Annotated in this window: 19 protein-coding genes; 7 read left to right on the forward strand and 12 right to left on the reverse strand. The window is 69.6% G+C overall.

Translation table 11 applies throughout. From position 1 onward, the window contains the following. From VGD93_RS06080 to clpS, 5 genes are all read right to left on the reverse strand, one after another. A partial coding sequence (locus VGD93_RS06080) for a BatA domain-containing protein (RefSeq protein ID WP_395010227.1) occupies nt 1-187 on the reverse strand: 187 nt, incomplete at its 3' end. Beyond that, complete coding sequence (locus VGD93_RS06085) at nt 184-1,101, reverse strand: DUF58 domain-containing protein (RefSeq protein ID WP_395010229.1); 918 nt, start codon at nt 1,099-1,101, stop codon at nt 184-186. The genes VGD93_RS06080 and VGD93_RS06085, both read right to left, overlap by 4 nt. Further along, entirely contained in the window at nt 1,076-2,101 is a 1,026-nt protein-coding gene (locus VGD93_RS06090; protein ID WP_395010231.1) for an AAA family ATPase, read from the reverse strand. The genes VGD93_RS06085 and VGD93_RS06090 overlap by 26 nt, the downstream gene beginning before the upstream one ends. 19 nt (nt 2,102-2,120) lie before the next feature. Next, nucleotides 2,121-3,134 (reverse strand): S1C family serine protease, encoded by a 1,014-nt coding sequence (locus VGD93_RS06095; protein ID WP_395010233.1) that lies wholly within the window; start codon nt 3,132-3,134, stop codon nt 2,121-2,123. Nucleotides 3,135-3,295: 161 nt separating this feature from the next. Continuing rightward, nucleotides 3,296-3,610, reverse strand: a complete 315-nt coding sequence (gene clpS, locus VGD93_RS06100) for an ATP-dependent Clp protease adapter ClpS (RefSeq protein ID WP_395010235.1) — start codon at nt 3,608-3,610, stop codon at nt 3,296-3,298. A gap of 150 nt (nt 3,611-3,760) precedes the next feature. On the opposite strand from clpS, the gene VGD93_RS06105 reads away from it, so the two are divergent. Beyond that, entirely contained in the window at nt 3,761-4,597 is an 837-nt protein-coding gene (locus VGD93_RS06105) for an aldo/keto reductase (protein ID WP_395010237.1), read from the forward strand. 19 nt (nt 4,598-4,616) lie between these two features. On the opposite strand, the gene VGD93_RS06110 is transcribed toward VGD93_RS06105, so the two are convergent. Further along, entirely contained in the window at nt 4,617-5,531 is a 915-nt protein-coding gene (locus tag VGD93_RS06110; protein ID WP_395010239.1) for a DMT family transporter, read from the reverse strand. Nucleotides 5,532-5,649: 118 nt separating this feature from the next. On the opposite strand from VGD93_RS06110, the gene VGD93_RS06115 reads away from it, so the two are divergent. Beyond that, on the forward strand, nt 5,650-5,973 hold the full coding sequence (locus VGD93_RS06115) for a DUF6665 family protein (protein ID WP_395010241.1): 324 nt from the start codon (nt 5,650-5,652) through the stop codon (nt 5,971-5,973). Nucleotides 5,974-5,976: 3 nt separating this feature from the next. Here the strand turns inward: VGD93_RS06115 and VGD93_RS06120 are convergent, their stop codons facing one another. After that, on the reverse strand, nt 5,977-6,432 hold the full coding sequence (locus tag VGD93_RS06120) for a GNAT family N-acetyltransferase (RefSeq protein ID WP_395010243.1): 456 nt from the start codon (nt 6,430-6,432) through the stop codon (nt 5,977-5,979). A gap of 125 nt (nt 6,433-6,557) precedes the next feature. Here VGD93_RS06120 and VGD93_RS06125 point away from each other — a divergent pair, with 125 nt between their 5' ends. Together VGD93_RS06125 and VGD93_RS06130 are read left to right on the forward strand one after the other, a co-directional pair. Next, nucleotides 6,558-6,734, forward strand: a complete 177-nt coding sequence (locus VGD93_RS06125) for a hypothetical protein (RefSeq protein ID WP_395010245.1) — start codon at nt 6,558-6,560, stop codon at nt 6,732-6,734. Nucleotides 6,735-6,888: 154 nt separating this feature from the next. Continuing rightward, on the forward strand, nt 6,889-7,971 hold the full coding sequence (locus VGD93_RS06130) for a phospholipase D-like domain-containing protein (protein ID WP_395010247.1): 1,083 nt from the start codon (nt 6,889-6,891) through the stop codon (nt 7,969-7,971). On the opposite strand, the gene VGD93_RS06135 is transcribed toward VGD93_RS06130, so the two are convergent. The 3 genes from VGD93_RS06135 to VGD93_RS06145 form a co-directional block, all read right to left on the reverse strand. Next, nucleotides 7,968-8,687 (reverse strand): endonuclease/exonuclease/phosphatase family protein, encoded by a 720-nt coding sequence (locus VGD93_RS06135; RefSeq protein WP_395010249.1) that lies wholly within the window; start codon nt 8,685-8,687, stop codon nt 7,968-7,970. The genes VGD93_RS06130 and VGD93_RS06135 overlap by 4 nt on opposite strands. 50 nt (nt 8,688-8,737) lie before the next feature. Next, nucleotides 8,738-9,850 carry a cyclopropane fatty acyl phospholipid synthase gene (gene cfa, locus VGD93_RS06140; RefSeq protein ID WP_395010251.1) on the reverse strand — a complete coding sequence of 371 codons (1,113 nt, stop codon included), beginning with the start codon at nt 9,848-9,850 and terminating at the stop codon, nt 8,738-8,740. 141 nt (nt 9,851-9,991) lie between these two features. Continuing rightward, nucleotides 9,992-11,944 carry a bifunctional 2',3'-cyclic-nucleotide 2'-phosphodiesterase/3'-nucleotidase gene (locus tag VGD93_RS06145; RefSeq protein ID WP_395010252.1) on the reverse strand — a complete coding sequence of 651 codons (1,953 nt, stop codon included), beginning with the start codon at nt 11,942-11,944 and terminating at the stop codon, nt 9,992-9,994. 229 nt (nt 11,945-12,173) lie between these two features. Here VGD93_RS06145 and ypfJ point away from each other — a divergent pair, with 229 nt between their 5' ends. Further along, nucleotides 12,174-13,103, forward strand: coding sequence for a KPN_02809 family neutral zinc metallopeptidase (gene ypfJ, locus VGD93_RS06150; protein WP_395010254.1), 930 nt, complete (start codon nt 12,174-12,176; stop codon nt 13,101-13,103). 257 nt (nt 13,104-13,360) lie between these two features. After that, on the forward strand, nt 13,361-13,603 hold the full coding sequence (locus VGD93_RS06155) for a hypothetical protein (RefSeq protein WP_395010256.1): 243 nt from the start codon (nt 13,361-13,363) through the stop codon (nt 13,601-13,603). A 65-nt stretch (nt 13,604-13,668) separates the two neighbouring features. On the opposite strand, the gene carA is transcribed toward VGD93_RS06155, so the two are convergent. Beyond that, nucleotides 13,669-14,874 carry a glutamine-hydrolyzing carbamoyl-phosphate synthase small subunit gene (carA, locus tag VGD93_RS06160; RefSeq protein ID WP_395010258.1) on the reverse strand — a complete coding sequence of 402 codons (1,206 nt, stop codon included), beginning with the start codon at nt 14,872-14,874 and terminating at the stop codon, nt 13,669-13,671. A 131-nt stretch (nt 14,875-15,005) separates the two neighbouring features. On the opposite strand from carA, the gene VGD93_RS06165 reads away from it, so the two are divergent. Continuing rightward, nucleotides 15,006-15,458 carry a GatB/YqeY domain-containing protein gene (locus VGD93_RS06165; RefSeq protein ID WP_395010260.1) on the forward strand — a complete coding sequence of 151 codons (453 nt, stop codon included), beginning with the start codon at nt 15,006-15,008 and terminating at the stop codon, nt 15,456-15,458. Nucleotides 15,459-15,473: 15 nt separating this feature from the next. On the opposite strand, the gene VGD93_RS06170 is transcribed toward VGD93_RS06165, so the two are convergent. Continuing rightward, a partial coding sequence (locus VGD93_RS06170) for a copper resistance D family protein (protein ID WP_395010262.1) occupies nt 15,474-16,317 on the reverse strand: 844 nt, incomplete at its 5' end.

Here is a 16,317-nt window from a genome sequence, read left to right on the forward strand (position 1 = left end):
CCAGCAGCAGGGCCGGCGGCAGGTGCCGCCGCCACCCCGGCCCGCGGCCGAGCGCCTGCCGGACCAGCGGCAGGTTGGCGTAACGCAGCGTCAGCTTCCTGCGCCGGCGCAGCAGCCACACATAGGCGGCGGCGAGGAGCGGCAGCAGCAGCAGCAGCCAGAGCATGTCGGGCCAGATGAAGGTCATGCCGCAACTCCTCCCTGGGCGAGCCGGGCCCGCGCCCGGCGCATGCCGGCGAAACGCAGGATCGCCTCCACCAGATCGTCGTCGGTCCTGAGCTCGAGGGCGTCGACGCCGGCGCGCTCGAACCCGGCGGCCAGCGTTTCCTCCCAGCGTGCCGCCGCCTCGGCGAAGCGGCGGCGGAAGCCGCGGTCGGAGGTATCGACGACGAGCTGGTCGCCGCTCTCGGCGTCCTCGAAGGGGATCAGGCCGAGATCGGGCAGGGCGAATTCGAGCGGGTCGGTGAGGCGCACCGCCACCGTCTCGTGGCGGTCGCCGAGCCGGCCGAGCGGGCCCTCCCATCCCGGCACCGAGACGAAATCGGAGACGACGAAGACCATCGCGCGGCGCTTGATGGCGGCGGCGGCGCGGCCGAGAAAGGCGCCGAGATCGGTGGGGGGCGCGCGCAGCCGGCGCGGATGGGCCAGCGCCTTGTCGACGAGATACTGCACGTGCCGGCGCCCCGACCTGGCCGGCAGCAGCCGGTCGGCGACGCCGTCGAACAGGATGGCGCCGGCATTATTGCCGCGATGGGCGAACAGGCGGGCCATGACGGCGGTGAACTCGACCAGCGCCTGCCGCTTGTCCTGCCCGGCGGAGCCGAAATCGAGCGACGGGCTGAGGTCGAGCAGGAACCAGGCTGTCATGTCGCGGTCCTCGGTGAAGACACGGACATGCGGCACGCCGGTGCGCGCCGTGACGTTCCAGTCGATGTGGCGGACGTCGTCGCCGGGCCGGTACTCGCGCAGATCGGCGAAATCGAGCCCGGCGCCGCGGAACAGGGTGCGATAGTCGCCCTGCAGCAGCCCGTCGAGCCGGCGGGCGACCGTCCACTCCAGCCGGCCGAGCAGCCGCTCAGCCTGTCGGGGCGAGGTCGACATGGGCCTGCAGCGGCTTGTCCGGCGCCGGCACGGCGCGCAGGATGCGGCCGACGATGTCGTCGGGGGTCACCGATTCCGACAGCGCCTCGTAGCTCAGCGACAGCCGGTGGCGCATGACGTCGGGGGCGACGTCGACGACGTCCTCGGGGAGCACGTAGTCGCGGCCGCGCAGGAAGGCGAGCGCCCGCCCGGCCTCGATCATGTTGATCGAGGCGCGCGGGCTCGCCCCGTAGGCGATGAAGCGCTTGAGGTCGCCGAGCCCGACGCTCTCGGGAAGGCGGGTGGCGGCGGCGAGCTTGACCGCGAACTGGATCAGGGTCGGATCGACATACAGGGCCCGGCTGCGTGTCTGCAGCTCGACCAGTTGCTCGGTCGTCGCCACCCGCGCCGCCGCCTGCATGGCGCCGGTGACGCGCGAGACGATGACGAATTCCTCCTCCTCCGACGGATAATCGACCAGCACCTTCATCATGAAGCGGTCGACCTGCGCTTCGGGCAGCGGATAGGTGCCCTCGGTCTCGATCGGGTTCTGCGTCGCCATGACCACGAACGGGTCGGGCACGGCATGCGTCTCGCCGGCGATGGTCACCTGGCGCTCCTGCATCACCTCGAGCAGGGCGCTCTGCACCTTGGCCGGGGCACGGTTGATCTCGTCGGCGAGCAGCAGGTTGCAGAACACCGGCCCGAGCGCGGTCGAGAACTCGCCGGTCTTCTGGTTGTAGATGCGCGTGCCGACGAGGTCGGCGGGGACGAGGTCCGGGGTGAACTGGATACGCCGGAAGCTGCCGTGGATGGCCTGCGCCAGCGTGTTGACGGTGAGCGTCTTGGCCAGCCCGGGCACGCCCTCGACCAGCAGGTGCCCCCTGGCGAGCAGCGCGATCAATACGCGCTCGAGGAAGTGGTCCTGCCCGACCACGACCTTTTTCACCTCGTACAGCACCTGCTCCATCAGCGGAGCCACGGCGGGGGCGGCAGCGATTACGGGCGGGCGTTCGGCCATGATCCGTTCCTCTTGCGGGTTAGAGCGGGGACTCCTCGACGGCGCCGGCGGCGTCCTCGATGGTGGCGGCGAAGGCGATGCCGGCAAAGGTGCGCAGCCCCGAGGGGTTGAGGATGGCGCTGACAATGCCCACCACCTCGCCGTCTGCATTGACCAGCGGCCCGCCGGAATTGCCGGGATTGGCGGCGGCGTCGAACTGGATGAGGTTGCGCATCGGCATGCGCCCCTCCTGCTCGAGCACGCGCAGCAGCCCCGAGACCACGCCGGCGGAAGCGGACGGGCCGATGCCGAAGGGGAAGCCGACGGCCACGACGTCGTCGCCGGGCCTGAGATCGGCGCTGCCGCCAAGCGTCGCCGGCACCAGATCGTCGGGCAGCACGGTCGGCCGGATGATGGCGAGGTCGAGTTCGGGGCGGGCGCCGGTGATGAAGGCGTCGGCCTCGGTGCCGTCGTGGAACACCACACGCAGCCGCTGCGCGGCGCGGGCGACGTGCAGGTTGGTGAGGATGGTGCCCTGGTCGTCGATGACGACGCCGGTGCCGACGGCGGTGAACTGCTCGTGGAAATCTTCCTCGATGCCGTCCGCGCGGGGCAGTTCCACCGGCGCCTCGCCGCCGGGGTCGGACTGCGGCGGGCCGGCGGCGGGATCGTAGCCGTTGACCCGCACAACCGAGGGGATGATCGCGGCATAGGCGAGCGAAGCGATCGAGGGCGGCCGCCCGCGCTCGTCGATGGCGAAGTTGACGGCGGCGTTGATGTCATCCTGGGTGAGGCGCTGTCCCGGGGGCCGCAGCACCTCGTAGGCCCCGAACAGGACGAGGGCGCCGGCGATCGCGGCGAGGGCGGTGAGCCGGGCCGGATGCCGGGCGTAGAAGCGGTTCCAGGCCTGGGCGGCGCGCCGGCGCAGCGGCAGCTCGGGCGGCAGCGGAGCCGGCGGCGGGCCCAGCGGGGCGTCACGCGCGGCGACAGCCGGCCGCGACCCGTCGCCCGTGCGCGGCGTGGCGGACCTGCTGTAGAGTGACCGTCGCTTCACGCTCGGACGCTCCCTGCCTGACGCGGCCGATGCCTCGCCGCGCCGTGGTCGCCCCCAGCGCACAGTATGCCGCCTGCCGGCGCCGATCGGCCAGCCAAAGTTGGGCGCCGCACGGGTTGCTCTCAGAAATGTGCGCGGGACGTTATCGCGCGCGGCGCCGGTTACTCCTCGGGCTCGGTGGTGAACTGCAGCGGGAAGCCCTGCTGGCGTCCGGCCTCGGTGGCGCGGTTGGCCTTGGTCTCGGCGATCTCCTTGATGAACACGGCGACGACGCAGCTGCCCTTGGTGTGGGCGGTGATCATGACGCGGTGCGCCTGGTCCTCGCTGAGGCGGAACTCGGCCTTGAGCACGCGCACGACGAAGTCGCGCGGCGTGTAGTCGTCGTTGAGCAGGATGACCTTGTGCAAGGGCGGGCGTGCGACCTTGGGCAGGGTCCTGGCGCGCGGCCGGGTGACGGTGGCGGGAGCCGGTTTCATGGGAGGAAGCCTCCGATGAGCAACACCGGCACCATAGCACGCCCGCCGCCCGCTTGCACTCGGGCCGGGCCGGCGCAAAGGCGGGCGCCGCGAACCATTTGCGCAATGGGGGGTTCCTCAAGCAGTAGCCGACCAGCCCAGGAGCCGAACATGCCGACCGTGCCCACCATCCAGCTCAACGACGGCAACGCCATCCCGCAGCTCGGCCTGGGGGTGTGGCAGGTGCCGCCCGAGCAGACGGCGCCGACGGTGCTCGCGGCCATCGCCGCCGGCTACACGCTGATCGACACGGCCCAGGGCTACCACAACGAGGAAGGCGTGGGCGCCGGCATCCGTGCGGCCGGTGTCGACCGCAGCAGGCTGTTCGTCACTTCCAAGCTGCGCACCAGGGACCAGCGCTTCGACGATGCCCTGCGCTCGTTCGAAGGCAGCCTCGGCCGGCTGGGCCTCGACTATCTCGACATGTTCCTGATCCATTGGCCGGTGCCGGGGCAGGACCTCTATGTCGAAGCCTGGCGGGCCCTGGTCCGGCTGCAGGAAGAGGGCCGCGTCCGCTCCATCGGCGTCTCCAACTTCCTGCCCGAGCACATCGAGCGCATCGTCGCGGCGAGCGGGGTGCGGCCGGCGGTCAACCAGATCGAGCTGCACCCGGAGTTCCAGCAGCGCGACGTGCGCGGCTTCCACGCCCGGCACGGCATCGCCATCGAGTGCTACAGCCCGCTGGGCAGCGGTGCGGTGCTGGACAATAGCGTGCTCGCCGAGATCGCCGCCCGGCACGAACGGAGCCCGGCGCAGGTGGCCCTCCGCTGGCACCTGCAGCAGGGCCTGATCGTCATTCCCAAGACCATCCATGCCGAGCGCCTGCGGCAGAACATCGACGTGTTCGACTTCGAACTGGGGGCGGCGGACATGCAGCGTCTCGCCGGGCTGGACCGGCCCGACGGCAGGCAGAACAGCAACCCGGCCAGCTACAACGACATCTGGTGAGCGGGCGGCGGGGCCGCGGTCACGCCCCCTTCTCCGTCGCCGCCACGGGTGCCTTGCGGCGGAACAGCATGTCGCGGGCGGCGAGCACGGCGCCGGCGGTGATAAGCAGACTGGCGACGAGGATGGCGTGGCTGTAGGCGGCGTAGCCGGTAGCGATGAGGATCGCCGTCGACAGCAGCGGCGCTGCGTAGGAGGCGGCCGCCAGCACCTGGATGTCGCCGTGCTTGACGCCGATGTCCCAGACATAGAAGGCGAGCCCGACGGGGCCGAGCCCGAGGGCGACGATGGCGCCCCATTGCAGCGCGTCCGCCGGCCACACTGTCTGCTCCAGCGCCAGGTGGCAGAGCGCCGAGAGGAGCGCCGTCACCAGGCAGAAGCCGGTGATGGCGTCGCTGGGGACGGCGGCGAAGCGGCGCGACAGCACGGAGTAGCCCGACCACGCGAACGCCGCGAGCAGGGCGGCGCCGTAGCCGACGAGATAGTCGGGGTTGAACGACAGGCCGCGCCCGCCGGTGACGACCAGCGCCGCGCCGGCCAGCGCCAGCAGCGCCCCGGCGACGTGATACAGGCGCAGTTTCTCGCCGGGCAGCAGGGCCGAGAACACGACGATCAGCAGCGGCCACAGATAGTTGATGAGCCCGGCCTCGACCGGCGGCGCGTTGCGCAGGGCCGTGAAATACAGGGCGTGGTAGCCGAACAGCCCGGCGATGCCGAGCAGCCACACCGGCCATGGCTGCCTGAGCGCCTTGACCGCGTGCGGCCGGAACACCCATAGCGCCACGCCGGCCAGCCCGCCGATGGAGAAGGTGACGGCGGTCAGCTGGAACGGCGGCATGGTGCCGCTGGCGGCGGTGAAGACGGCGAGCAGCGACCACAACAGCACGGCGGTAAAACCGATCAGGGTGGCGGCGCGGGGCGACGATTGCGTGGACATGGGCAGGACCGACAGGGAGGGCAAGGTCGTTCTAGCCCGGGCTGCCGCGGCTGGCAAAGGGCAGGTTGCACGCGGCCGGCGGCTTGCCTACCCTGACGCCAGCCACAGGAAGGCCCCGATGTCGCTCGCTCCACCCCGCTTGCTCGCCGAGGCGCAACTGCGCGCTCGGCAGGGCATCGACGTGCTCGCCGCCGAGATGCTGGCCGACAAGGCCGCCTCGCTCGGCCATCAGGGCCGGCTGGTTGAAGCGGCGCTGGCGCGCTTGCGCGCCAGCGACGGGCCGGCCGAGGAACGGCTGCGGCTGGTGCGGGCGGCGGCGCGCGAGGTGTGGGCCTTCCTCGTACAGCGCGAACTGTGCGGGCTGCGGGACCAGCAGGAAATCATCCGCCTCTACGGCATCCCGCCGGAGGTTCTGGTGCGGCTGGGGGCGATGGAGCGCTGAGCGCTACAGCAGCAGCTTGAAGCCTTCGTGGCTCTGTTCGAAACCGAGCCGGCGGTAGAAGCGGTGCGCGTCGGTGCGCTGCTTGTTGGAGGTAAGCTGCATGAGACCGCAGCCGCGTTCCCGGCAGCGCGCGGCGGCCCAGCGCATCATCTCGCCGCCGAACCCGCGGTTGCGCTGCGCCGGGGCGACATGCACCGATTCCACCAGCGCCCGTTTCATGCCGCGGCGCTGCAGGCCCGGGATATAGGTGAGCTGGAAGGTGCCGACCGGGGTGCCGTCGAACTCGGCGACCAGCAGCTCCTGGTTGGGATCGGCGTCGATGGCGGCGAACGCCGCGGCGTAGTCGGGTCCATCCGCCGCGGCCGGGTCGTCGCCGGTCGCAACGACGCTGTCGGCGACGATCAGCCCGACGATGAACGGCAGGTCGGCGGCGGTGGCGTGGCGGTAGGTGAGCGGCATGGCCCGTTGCTGATGCCATAGCCCGGCGCGAAGCGCAAACGGCGCCGTCCGCGCCGGTTACCGCCGGAACCGGGCGCCAGGGGTGGCCGTTGAGTGCACCGACACAGCGGCGATGGAGCACTGAGATGGTGGCGCACGAGCACGAGTCCCGCACGAGCGAGCACAACGGCCAACCGGACATGGTGGCGGCCGTGGCCATCGTCGTCCTCATGGTCCTGGCCTTCTTCTTCCTGTTCAACTGGAACGGCGGGACCGTTGCGGTCGACGTGCCGACCGGAGCGATGGATGCTGCCAACCGCTGACGGCGGCCAGGTCCGCCGCCGGCAGCACGAAATTCGCTCCGGGGCGGGCCGCCTGATGCGTATACTGGAGCGTTCCCGGGGCGACCCTACCGCGGTCCCCGTCCGGGAGGCGGGGCAGGGCGCAGACGCCCTTTCCCTCGTGACGGGTGCAGCCATGTCCCCTGCTGCCGGGCAAGCGGCCGTGACGATCGACGCCGGAGCCGCACCGGCCGCCGAGACGGCGCCGGCGCTTGCGACAGCGCCGTGCTGGGCGCTGCTGCACAGCAACCGCGCGGCCTGGGCGGCTGCCAAGGCGATCCTCGCATCGGCACAGGAAAGCATCGCCATCGAGCAGTTCATCTTCTCGCATCGCGGCATCGGCCTGGAGATCCTCGACATCCTCGCCGACCGGGCGCGACAGGGGGTGCGCGTGCGGCTGCTGGCCGACTGGTTCGGCAGCCGGCCGCTCGCCGCCAGTGCCGGGGCAAGGGCCCTGGTCGCGGCCGGGGGCGAGGTCGCCATCTTCCACCCGCCGCGCGGCTTCCTGCGCCATCCGTCCTCGGCCTTCCACCGGCTGCACCGCAAGACGCTGATCGTCGACGGCCGGCTGCTGATGACCGGCGGCTCCTGCTTCGCCCCCAGGATGGAGGACTGGCGCGACACCATGGCGCTGATCGAGCACGAGGTGGCGGCCGAGGCGCTGGCCGAGTTCGATGTGGCCTGGGCCTATGCCGCCGAGGGCACGCGGCCGCTGCCGGTGCGCGCCCGGGCGCGGGCGCCCGACGGGCGCACCTGGTCGTTCGTGGTGAGTTCGCCCTACCGGCAGAGCCGGGGCGAATACGACACCGTGCTGTTCGACCGCATCGCGCATGCCGAGCACAGCGTCATCCTCACCTCGCCCTACCTGGTGCCGGTGGGCCGCTTCTGGCGGGTGATGGAGCGGGCGACGCGGCGCGGCGTGCGCGTGCGGGTGATGATTCCGGCGCGGAGCGACCAGCCGCTCACCGACATCTTTTCCTTCCGCTACGCCCGGCGGCTGCTGGGCCGCGGCGTCGAGGTCTACGGCTACACCGGCGGGATGATGCACGCCAAACTCGCCGCCATTGACGGCGACTGGGCGGCGGTCGGCAGCTTCAACCTGGGCATCGACAGCATCCGCATGAATCTCGAGGGGGCGCTGGTCAGCCGCGACCGCGGTTTCCACGCCGCCCTGCTCGGCCAGCTCGAGGCCGACCTCGCCACCTCGCGCCCGCTCTAGGGCGTGGCCGCGGCCGGCGCGGCGAGGGAGAGACTGGCCCAGACCGGCAGGTGGTCGGAGGCCTTGCGGGCGAGGGCGCTGTCATGGACGCCGGCGTCGACGAGCCGCAATTCGGGATTGATGACGATCTTGTCGAGGGCAAACAGCGGCAGCCGCGAGGGGAAGCTGCGGCCGGGCGAGGCGACGTGGTGCTTGCGGCCGAAATGGGCGAGACAGGCGCCGCCGCCGTGCCATTCGTTGAGATCGCCGAGCATGACCGTAGGCAAGTGAGTCGCGAAGGTCTCCACCCGCTCCAGCAGCGCCAGCGCCTGGCGCGCCCGCCATCTGCCGAGCAGGCCCAGATGCATGGCGACGACGCGCAGCCTGCGGCCGCCCAGCGCCAGATCGACCACGGCGGCGCCGCGCTGTTCCTCGAACGAGGGCAGGGCGATGCGGTGGACGTCGAGAATGGTGGCGGTGCGCCGCACCAGCACGACATTGCCGTGCCAGGAAATGTCGCCGCGCGCGGTACCCAGGGTCACCGGCGTGTAGTCGGACTCGGCCGCGACGGCAGAGGCGGGCAGATGCTCGAACAGTTCGCCCAGCACCGGATCCGCCTCCTGCACGGCGACGACGTCGGCGTCGATTTCCTTCAGCACGGCGAGGTTGCGGTGCAGGTTGCGCCTGAGATCGGTCCCCAGGCCGCGGCGGATATTGTAGGAGGCGACACGGAACATGGCCTCCAGATGAGGCGCAGAAGCCGGCCTTTCAATGGCGGGCGCGACGCTCACCGTGCCGTCCGGTAGCCCTCGGGCACGCCGCCGGTCGAGAACACGAACTGCCACACCTGCAGGATGCGGGCGCGGAAGCCGCCGGCGCAGCTGAGCAGATAGTATTTCCACATGCGGTAGAAGCGCTCGCCCTCGGGCGTGTTCGGCCGCGGCCACCTGGCCTCGAAATTCTCGTGCCAGGCCATCAGCGTCCTGTCGTAGTGCGGCCCGATATTGTGGACGTCGACGACGGTGAACAGGCCGTCGATGGCCTGCCCGATCTGGGCCATGGAGGGGATGACGCCGCCGGGGAAGATGTATTTCTCCAGCCACGGCTCGATCGTCTTCGTGGTCTTCTGGGCGCCGATGGTGTGCAGCATGAACAGCCCGTCGTCGCTGATGGCCCGGCGCGCCGCCTCGAAATAGGTGCGGTAGTTCTTGTAACCCACGTGCTCGAACATGCCCATCGACACGACGTGGTCGGCCTTGCCGTCGAACTCGCGGTAGTCCTTGACCTGGAATTCGACCGGCAGGTGCTTGTAGCGCTCGCGCCCGTAGGCCGCCTGGTCCGGCGAGACGGTGACGCCCACGCACTCGGCGCCGTAGCGTTCGGCGGCGAAGCCCATGAAGGCGCCCCAGCCGCAGCCGATGTCCCAGACGCGCTGGCCCGGCTTGAGCCCGATCTTGCGGCAGACGAGGTCGAGCTTGGCCTCCTGCGCCTCGTCGACATTGCTGACGCCCTCCGGCCAGTAGCCGCAACTGCCGGTCATGCGGGCGTCGAGCGAGGCGCGGTAGGCGTCGGTCTCGCTGTAGTGCAGCTTTGCGACGCGCCGCGAACGGGCGACGGTCTGCATGTTGAGGATGCTGGCCTGCAGCACCTGCCACAGGAAGCCGGGCGTCAGGTTGACCGCCTGGTCGAGATTGACCCTGAGCACGCGGTTGATGAACTCGGCGAGGTCCTCGGCGTCCCACCAGCCATCCATGTAGGCCTCGCCGAGCCCTAGCGAGCCCTGGGCGAAGAGCCGGTTCCAGAAGCGCTCGTCGCGGATCTGCGGATCCCAGGGGTTGGGTCCGTTGAGAGTGATGCCCGCCGGCTCGAGCAGGGACAGGATTCTGGATTTCTGGTCCATCGCAACCGTCTGACGCAAAGTGTGGACTTGGGCCGAGAGGTAGACGGTCAATACCTGAGCAATTTTGCCGAGCAAATTCAAGCCGGTTGCAAGACGAGGGCCGGGATCGCTCCCGGCCCTGTCGCCCGAGGTTTGCCGCCGCTACAGGGCGATGCGGTAGGTGGCGAAGCCGCTCTCGGCCTCGCCGACATACTCGATCTTCACTGCCGTCACGTCGGCGAGGTGCTCCTTCGCCCGGGGGCCAGTCTCGAACAGCACCGTTCCGCCCAGCGGTGCCAGCGACCAGTTGCTGTCCGCGGACGGGTTGATGGTGCCATTCTGCACGATGTAGCGCACGATGATGTCGCGGTTTGTGTCGGGCCCCTTGAAGATGATCTTGTCGGGCCCGAGGCCGGGGAAGCTGCCGCCGCCGCCGGCGCGGTAGTTGTTGGAGGCGACGACGAACTTCTGCGCCGGATCGATCGGCTTGCCCTCGAACATGAGGTCGACGATGCGGCTCTCGGTGTTGCCGATGTCCTCGCCCTTGACGCCGTATTTCGACGGCTTGGTCAGGTCGATCCGGTACGTCACCCCGTCGATGACGTCGAAATTGTAGGAGGGGAAGTCCGGATTGATGAGCGGCGCGTCGGTGGCTCCGGCGGCCACCTGGTTGAAGATGCCGGCGGCGCGGTCGAGCCAGTTCTGCACGTCGGCGCCGGTGACGACGACGGCCTGGATGGTGTTGGGGTAGAGGTAGAGGTCGGCGACGTTCTTGATGGCGACCGGCCCCACCGGCACGTCGGTATAATAGTCCGGGCCGCCGCGCCCCCCGGCCTTGAACGGGGCAGCCGCCGACAGGATCGGCAGGCTTTCCCATTCGGTGCCCTTGAGCATCTGCTCCATGTACCATTTCTGCGCGATGTTGACGATCTGCACCGACGGATCGTCGGCGACGAGGGCGAAATAGGAATGCAACGGCGCCGCCGTCTCACCCACGGCGCGGCGCACATATTCCAGAGTCTCGTCGTGGTTGGCCTGGGCGGCGGCGAGCACCTCCGGCTTGCTCTCCACCAGCTTCTGCACCTTGCCCTCGACGCGTTCGAAGATCGGGCGGGCCTCCGAGGTGTGCGAGACAACGCTCCACCTGCCGTCGTCGGCGCGCTCGAGCAGGAGATCGATGAGGCCCATGTGCGACCCCCAGAACCCGGCCATGACGGCAGGCTTGCCGTTGAGTGTGCCGGCCTCGATGTCGGCCCCGGCCACGTCCTTGTAGTCGGGGCCGGGGAAGACCAGGTGCTGGTGGCCGGTCAGGACGACGTCGATGCCCTCGACCGCGGCCAGCTGCAGCGAGGCGTTCTCGGCGCCGGCCGGGGCGTCGGCGGCGATGCCGGAATGCGACAGGGCGATGATGAGGTCGGCGCCCTCGGCCCGCATCTGCGGCACGTATTGTTTGGCGGTCTCGACGATATCAAGCGTGTCGACCTTGCCGACCAGGTGCGTTGCATCCCAGGTCATGATCTGGGGCGGCAGGAAACCGATGAAGCCGAGCTTGATCGGGTAGCTGTTGCCGGCACCATCGGCGAGCTGCTTCTCGACGACGCGATAGGGCGCGATGTAGGGGGCGCGGTTGCCGTCGGCCTTGACGAGATTGGCGGAGACGAAGGGGAAATTGGCGCCCTTGAGTGCGGCGTCGAGGAAGTCGAGCCCGTAGTTGAATTCATGGTTGCCGAGCGTGCCGACCTCGTAGCCGAGCGTGTTCATGGCGGCGATGATCGGATGCGGCTCACCGTCGAGACCCTTCTCGTAGGCGATGTAGTCGCCCATCGGGTTGCCCTGGATGACGTCGCCGTTGTCGACGAGGATGGCGTTGCCCGCCTCGGCGCGGATAGCATCGATGAGCGCGGCGGTGCGTGCCAGGCCCAGCGTGTCGTTGGGCGCGTCGGCATAATAATCGTAGGGGAACACGGCCACGTGCAGATCGGTGGTTTCCATGATGCGCAGATGCGCCTGGCCGGCCGCCGCCTGTGCGGCGAACGGATGCAGGGCGACCATGGCGCCGACACTGGCCGAGCCGGCGAGGAAGGCGCGGCGGGATACGCGGTAGTCCAGCTTCATCTCGAATCTCCCTGAAAGACGAAAACGCACGGACGGGCGGAACGACAGAGGCGAGGAACCGGTTATGTGTCCGCCCGGCCACGGAGCGGCATTGCTGTGTCACCGATGGGTGACGTTGCGGTGACGGCTCAAGACGACACGAACTATTGTGGACCGGTTGGTCAAATTTGGACTTTGCGCCAAACTGGAGCAGGTTTCAACGCGACAGGCGCAGAACGGGGAGATCCGCATGAAGTGGCGCGGCCGGGAGCGAAGCTCCAATATCGAGGATCGCCGGGGCACGACGGTGGGCGGGGGCGGCGGCTTCGGGCGCGGCGGCCTCGGCTACAACCCGTTCGGCAGCGGCGGCGGCTTCCGCATCCCCAGCGGCGGGCGCTCCAGCGGCCTGGGCCTGCTCGGCACGCTCGTCGCCATCGGCATCATCCTGGTGCTGATGGGCATCAACCCGCTCGACCTGCTCACCGGCACCGGCCCCACTGCGCCGACCCAGGTGTCGACCTCGCAGCTGCCCTCGACGAACGCCACCGAGGACGAGCTGGCCCAGTTCGTGGGCGTGGTGGTCAAGGAGACCGAGAACCTGTGGGGGGAGGTGTTCAAGCAGAACAACCTGACCTACGAGCCGCCCAAGGTCGTGCTGTTCTCCGAGCAGACCACGTCGGCCTGCGGCATCGCCGACGCCAGCAGCGGACCGTTCTACTGTCCCAACGACCAGAAGGTCTATATCGACCTGAGCTTCTACGAGCAGCTGCGGCGCCAGTTCGGCGCCCCCGGCGATTTCGCCCAAGCCTATGTGATCGCCCACGAGATCGGCCACCACGTGCAGCAACTGACCGGCGTGCTGCCCGAGTTCAACCGCATGCGGCCGCAACTGAGCCAGGGTGACCAGAACGCCTATTCGGTCAAGGTGGAACTGCAGGCCGACTGCTATGCCGGCGTCTGGGCCAACTATGTCAACCAGGAGAAGCTGCTCGACCAGGGTGACATCGAGGAGGCGATCAACGCTGCCAACGCCATCGGCGACGACATGCTGACGCGCGGCACCGTGCAGCCGCGCAACTTCACGCACGGCACTTCGGCGCAGCGAATGGCCTGGCTGAAGCGGGGGCTGGAGAGCGGCGACGTCGGCCAGTGCGACACCTTCGCCAGCGGCGCGGTGTAGGCGCCGACCGGGCGCCCGCAACAGGGCAAACAAGCGATAACGCGCCTCGGCGCGGCCGGTTCCGTGATCTCCAAATGTTCACGGGTTTACAACTAACGTCTAGTTTTCTCCGGAAAAATTCCCGGTGCGGGCCTTTTGGCTGCCCTCAGTTCTTCACAATCGGCTCGCTTCTTCGTGAACGCGGGCGGCGGTTGCGTCGCCTGTCGGTGCCGGTCTCCTCCCGCACCGTTTCACCCTGACTACGGAGAAATAACATCATGAAGAAGCTCCTCGTTTCCCTCGTCGCCATCGGCTTTGCCAGCGCCGCCATGGCGCAGGTCGTCACCGATTTCGCGGCGGTCGACGCCGATGCCAGCGGCGACGTCTCGCTGACCGAAGCGCAGGCCGTGTGGGCCGAGCTGACGGAAGAGGCCTTCAAGGCCGCCGACACCAATGCCGACGGCAAGGTCGACCAGGCCGAGTACGAGGCCTACCTGGCCGCCAACCCCGTGGCGCAGTAAGCTCCCGCCGAAACGCCGGAGGCCGCCCGCAGGGGCGGCCTCTTTTTTTTGTGCCGACAGGCGGCTCAGGCGGCGGGGGCCTCGCGCTCGGGGCGCTGCGGCAACCCCTTCTGCGCGCGCACCAGGTTGAGGAAGCGCGTGAACAGATAGTGGCTGTCGCGCGGGCCGGGCGAGGCCTCGGGGTGGTACTGCACCGAAAAGATCGGCTTGCCGTCGACGGCGAGCCCGGCATTGGAGCCGTCGAACAGCGAGACATGCGTCTGCGTCACCCCGGCCGGCAGGCTCTCTCCGTCGACGGCGAAGCCGTGGTTCATCGAGGTGATCTCGACCTTGCCGGTGGTCAGGTCCTTGACCGGATGGTTGGCGCCGTGGTGGCCCTGGTGCATCTTGGACGTGGTGCCCCCGAGGGCGAGGCCGAGCAGCTGGTGGCCGAGGCAGATGCCGAAGATCGGCTTGCCGGTCTCCATCAGCGCCTTGATCGTCGGCACGGCATACTTGCCGGTCGCGGCCGGGTCGCCCGGGCCGTTGGAGAGGAAGATGCCGTCGGGATCGTGGCCGAGGATTTCCTTGGCGGTGGCCGTGGCCGGTACCACCGTCACCCGCGCCCCCTGGTCGGCGAGGCAGCGCAGGATGTTGCGCTTGGCGCCGTAATCGACGGCGACGATGTGGAACTCGGGGTCCTCGAGCCGGCCGTAGCCCTCGTTCCACTGCCAGCCGGTCTCCTCCCATTTGTAGGTCTGGGCGGTGGTGACCTCCCGGGCGAGATCGAGCCCCTCGAGGCCGGGGAAGGCCTTGAGTTCGGCGAGGATCGAGGGCTCGTGGAACTGCCCGTCGGGGGCGTGGGCGATGACGCCGTTGGGCATGCCCGTCTCGCGGATGCGTGCCGTCAGGGCGCGCGTGTCGATGCCGGTGATGCCGATGATGTTGCGCGTCTTCAGCCAGGCGTCGAGCCGGTGCGCGGCCCGGTAATTCGACGGATTGGTGATGTCGGCCCTCAGCACGCAGCCGCGCACCCCGGACAGCGCCGCCATGTTCACCGTCTCGATGTCCTCGTCGTTGGTGCCGACATTGCCGATATGGGGGAAGGTGAAGGTGATGATCTGGCCGGCATAGGAGGGGTCGGTGAGGATCTCCTGGTAGCCGGTCATCGCCGTGTTGAAGCAGACCTCGCCGGCGGCGTGGCCGACAGCGCCGACGCCGCGACCCTCGAGGCGGGTCCCGTCCGCCAGGATCAGAAGCGCGGTCGCGGGGGATTGCTGCCAGCCGGTCACGGTGGGTCTCCAAGAGTTCGCAAATGGTCGATGACGGCCCCCTCTTACGAGCCGGGCCGGCGCAGCGCAAGTGGATAACGGCGCCCCGTGGGGCTATATGGTCGGGGAAACCGCAGCCACAAGAGGACGACATGCGCGAGGCGATCGAGAAGGGATACAAGGAGGCGCTGAAGGCGCGCGACCAGCGGCGCACGGCGACGCTCAGGGCCGTCAACGCCGCCATCAAGGACAAGGACATCGAGGCGCGCGGGCAGGGCAGGGGGCCGCTCGCCGAGGCCGACATCCTGGTGCTGCTGCAAAAGATGGTGAAGCAGCGCGAGGAGAGCCTCGGCATCTACGCCAAGGCCGGGCGCGAGGACCTGGCGACGGTGGAGCGCGAGGAGATCGCCATCCTCAGCGAGTTCCTGCCCAAGGGGCTGTCCGAGGAGGAGATCGAGTCGGCCATCATCGACGCCATCGCAAGGACCGGGGCGCAGGGCGGCAAGGACATGGGCAAGGTCGTCGCCGCGCTGAAGGCCGACTTTCCGGGCCGGATCGACTTCGTCAAGGCCTCGGCCAAGATCCGCACGGCACTGGGGGAATAGCGGGTACGCCCGGCGCTACTCGGTTACGCCGAAGGCGATCTCGTCCTCGAGCCGGAGCAGTTCGAACTCCGAGACGCGGACATCGAGCCGTATCGTCCACGTGCCGGGAACCGGAATGGTCAGAGGTTCTACCTTCCAGGTGCCGTCGGGCTGCCTGTCGGCCGGGTACCCGATGTCCTCCACGCCGAGCGCCCGGTTGCTCGCGACCAGAGTGACCGCGTCGGCGTCGAGGGCGCCGAAATCGGTGTTCATCAGCAGGATATCGGCGGCGTTCCCGCCGGCGTCACCCGAGGCGAAGGTGATCTCGGCCATCGCCTTGCCGGCATGGATGTGGGTGACGAGGGGCGCCGCCTGCGCCGCCGCCAGCGTCCGCGGCGGCGGCGTGAAGCGCCACGTCGCCACCGCTCCGAGCACCGCCACGATGAGCACGGCCTCGACGGCGATCACCCTGACGAGGGTGCGGGTAGCTGCCCCCTCGCCCGCCAGCGCCGGGCGGGTCAGGCGCCAGCGGTTGAAGGCGGCGAGGCCGAAAAGCACGACGAGCAGGGCCAGCTTCACCATGAGGACGCGGCCATAGGCGGTGGCGACGAGCGCTTCGGGCGCCCGTACCTGGACCAGCGCCAGCGTCGCTCCCGCAACGATCAGGGGCAGCACGGCGAACGGCGCCGCAAGCGAGAACCGGCGCAACGCCGCTGCGGCTTCGGCCGAACGGTGGCGGAGCAGGGTCGCGAGCGCCGGCAGGGCGCCCGCCCAGAAGGCGATGCCTGCGGCATGCAGGAACACGGCCGGGCGCGTGAGCCACTGCGGCTCGGCGGCGCCGGCGTGGCCGGTGGCCGCCAGCGCCAGCCCGACGCCCGCG

This window comes from Devosia sp. (assembly GCF_036406155.1).
Classification (GTDB): domain Bacteria; phylum Pseudomonadota; class Alphaproteobacteria; order Rhizobiales; family Devosiaceae; genus Devosia_A.

Bases quoted from the DNA above. Each gene is read 5' to 3' on its own strand.
- ypfJ (WP_395010254.1), top strand. From the start codon at position 12,174: ATGAAGTGGCGCGGCCGGGAGCGAAGCTCCAATATCGAGGATCGCCGG.
- VGD93_RS06105 (WP_395010237.1), top strand. From the start codon at position 3,761: ATGCCGACCGTGCCCACCATCCAGCTCAACGACGGCAACGCCATCCCG.
- VGD93_RS06110 (WP_395010239.1), bottom strand. From the start codon at position 5,531: ATGTCCACGCAATCGTCGCCCCGCGCCGCCACCCTGATCGGTTTTACC.
- VGD93_RS06115 (WP_395010241.1), top strand. From the start codon at position 5,650: ATGTCGCTCGCTCCACCCCGCTTGCTCGCCGAGGCGCAACTGCGCGCT.
- VGD93_RS06125 (WP_395010245.1), top strand. From the start codon at position 6,558: ATGGTGGCGCACGAGCACGAGTCCCGCACGAGCGAGCACAACGGCCAA.
- VGD93_RS06120 (WP_395010243.1), bottom strand. From the start codon at position 6,432: ATGCCGCTCACCTACCGCCACGCCACCGCCGCCGACCTGCCGTTCATC.
- VGD93_RS06145 (WP_395010252.1), bottom strand. From the start codon at position 11,944: ATGAAGCTGGACTACCGCGTATCCCGCCGCGCCTTCCTCGCCGGCTCG.
- VGD93_RS06090 (WP_395010231.1), bottom strand. From the start codon at position 2,101: ATGGCCGAACGCCCGCCCGTAATCGCTGCCGCCCCCGCCGTGGCTCCG.
- cfa (WP_395010251.1), bottom strand. From the start codon at position 9,850: ATGGACCAGAAATCCAGAATCCTGTCCCTGCTCGAGCCGGCGGGCATC.
- VGD93_RS06130 (WP_395010247.1), top strand. From the start codon at position 6,889: ATGTCCCCTGCTGCCGGGCAAGCGGCCGTGACGATCGACGCCGGAGCC.
- VGD93_RS06155 (WP_395010256.1), top strand. From the start codon at position 13,361: ATGAAGAAGCTCCTCGTTTCCCTCGTCGCCATCGGCTTTGCCAGCGCC.
- VGD93_RS06085 (WP_395010229.1), bottom strand. From the start codon at position 1,101: ATGTCGACCTCGCCCCGACAGGCTGAGCGGCTGCTCGGCCGGCTGGAG.
- VGD93_RS06135 (WP_395010249.1), bottom strand. From the start codon at position 8,687: ATGTTCCGTGTCGCCTCCTACAATATCCGCCGCGGCCTGGGGACCGAT.
- clpS (WP_395010235.1), bottom strand. From the start codon at position 3,610: ATGAAACCGGCTCCCGCCACCGTCACCCGGCCGCGCGCCAGGACCCTG.
- VGD93_RS06165 (WP_395010260.1), top strand. From the start codon at position 15,006: ATGCGCGAGGCGATCGAGAAGGGATACAAGGAGGCGCTGAAGGCGCGC.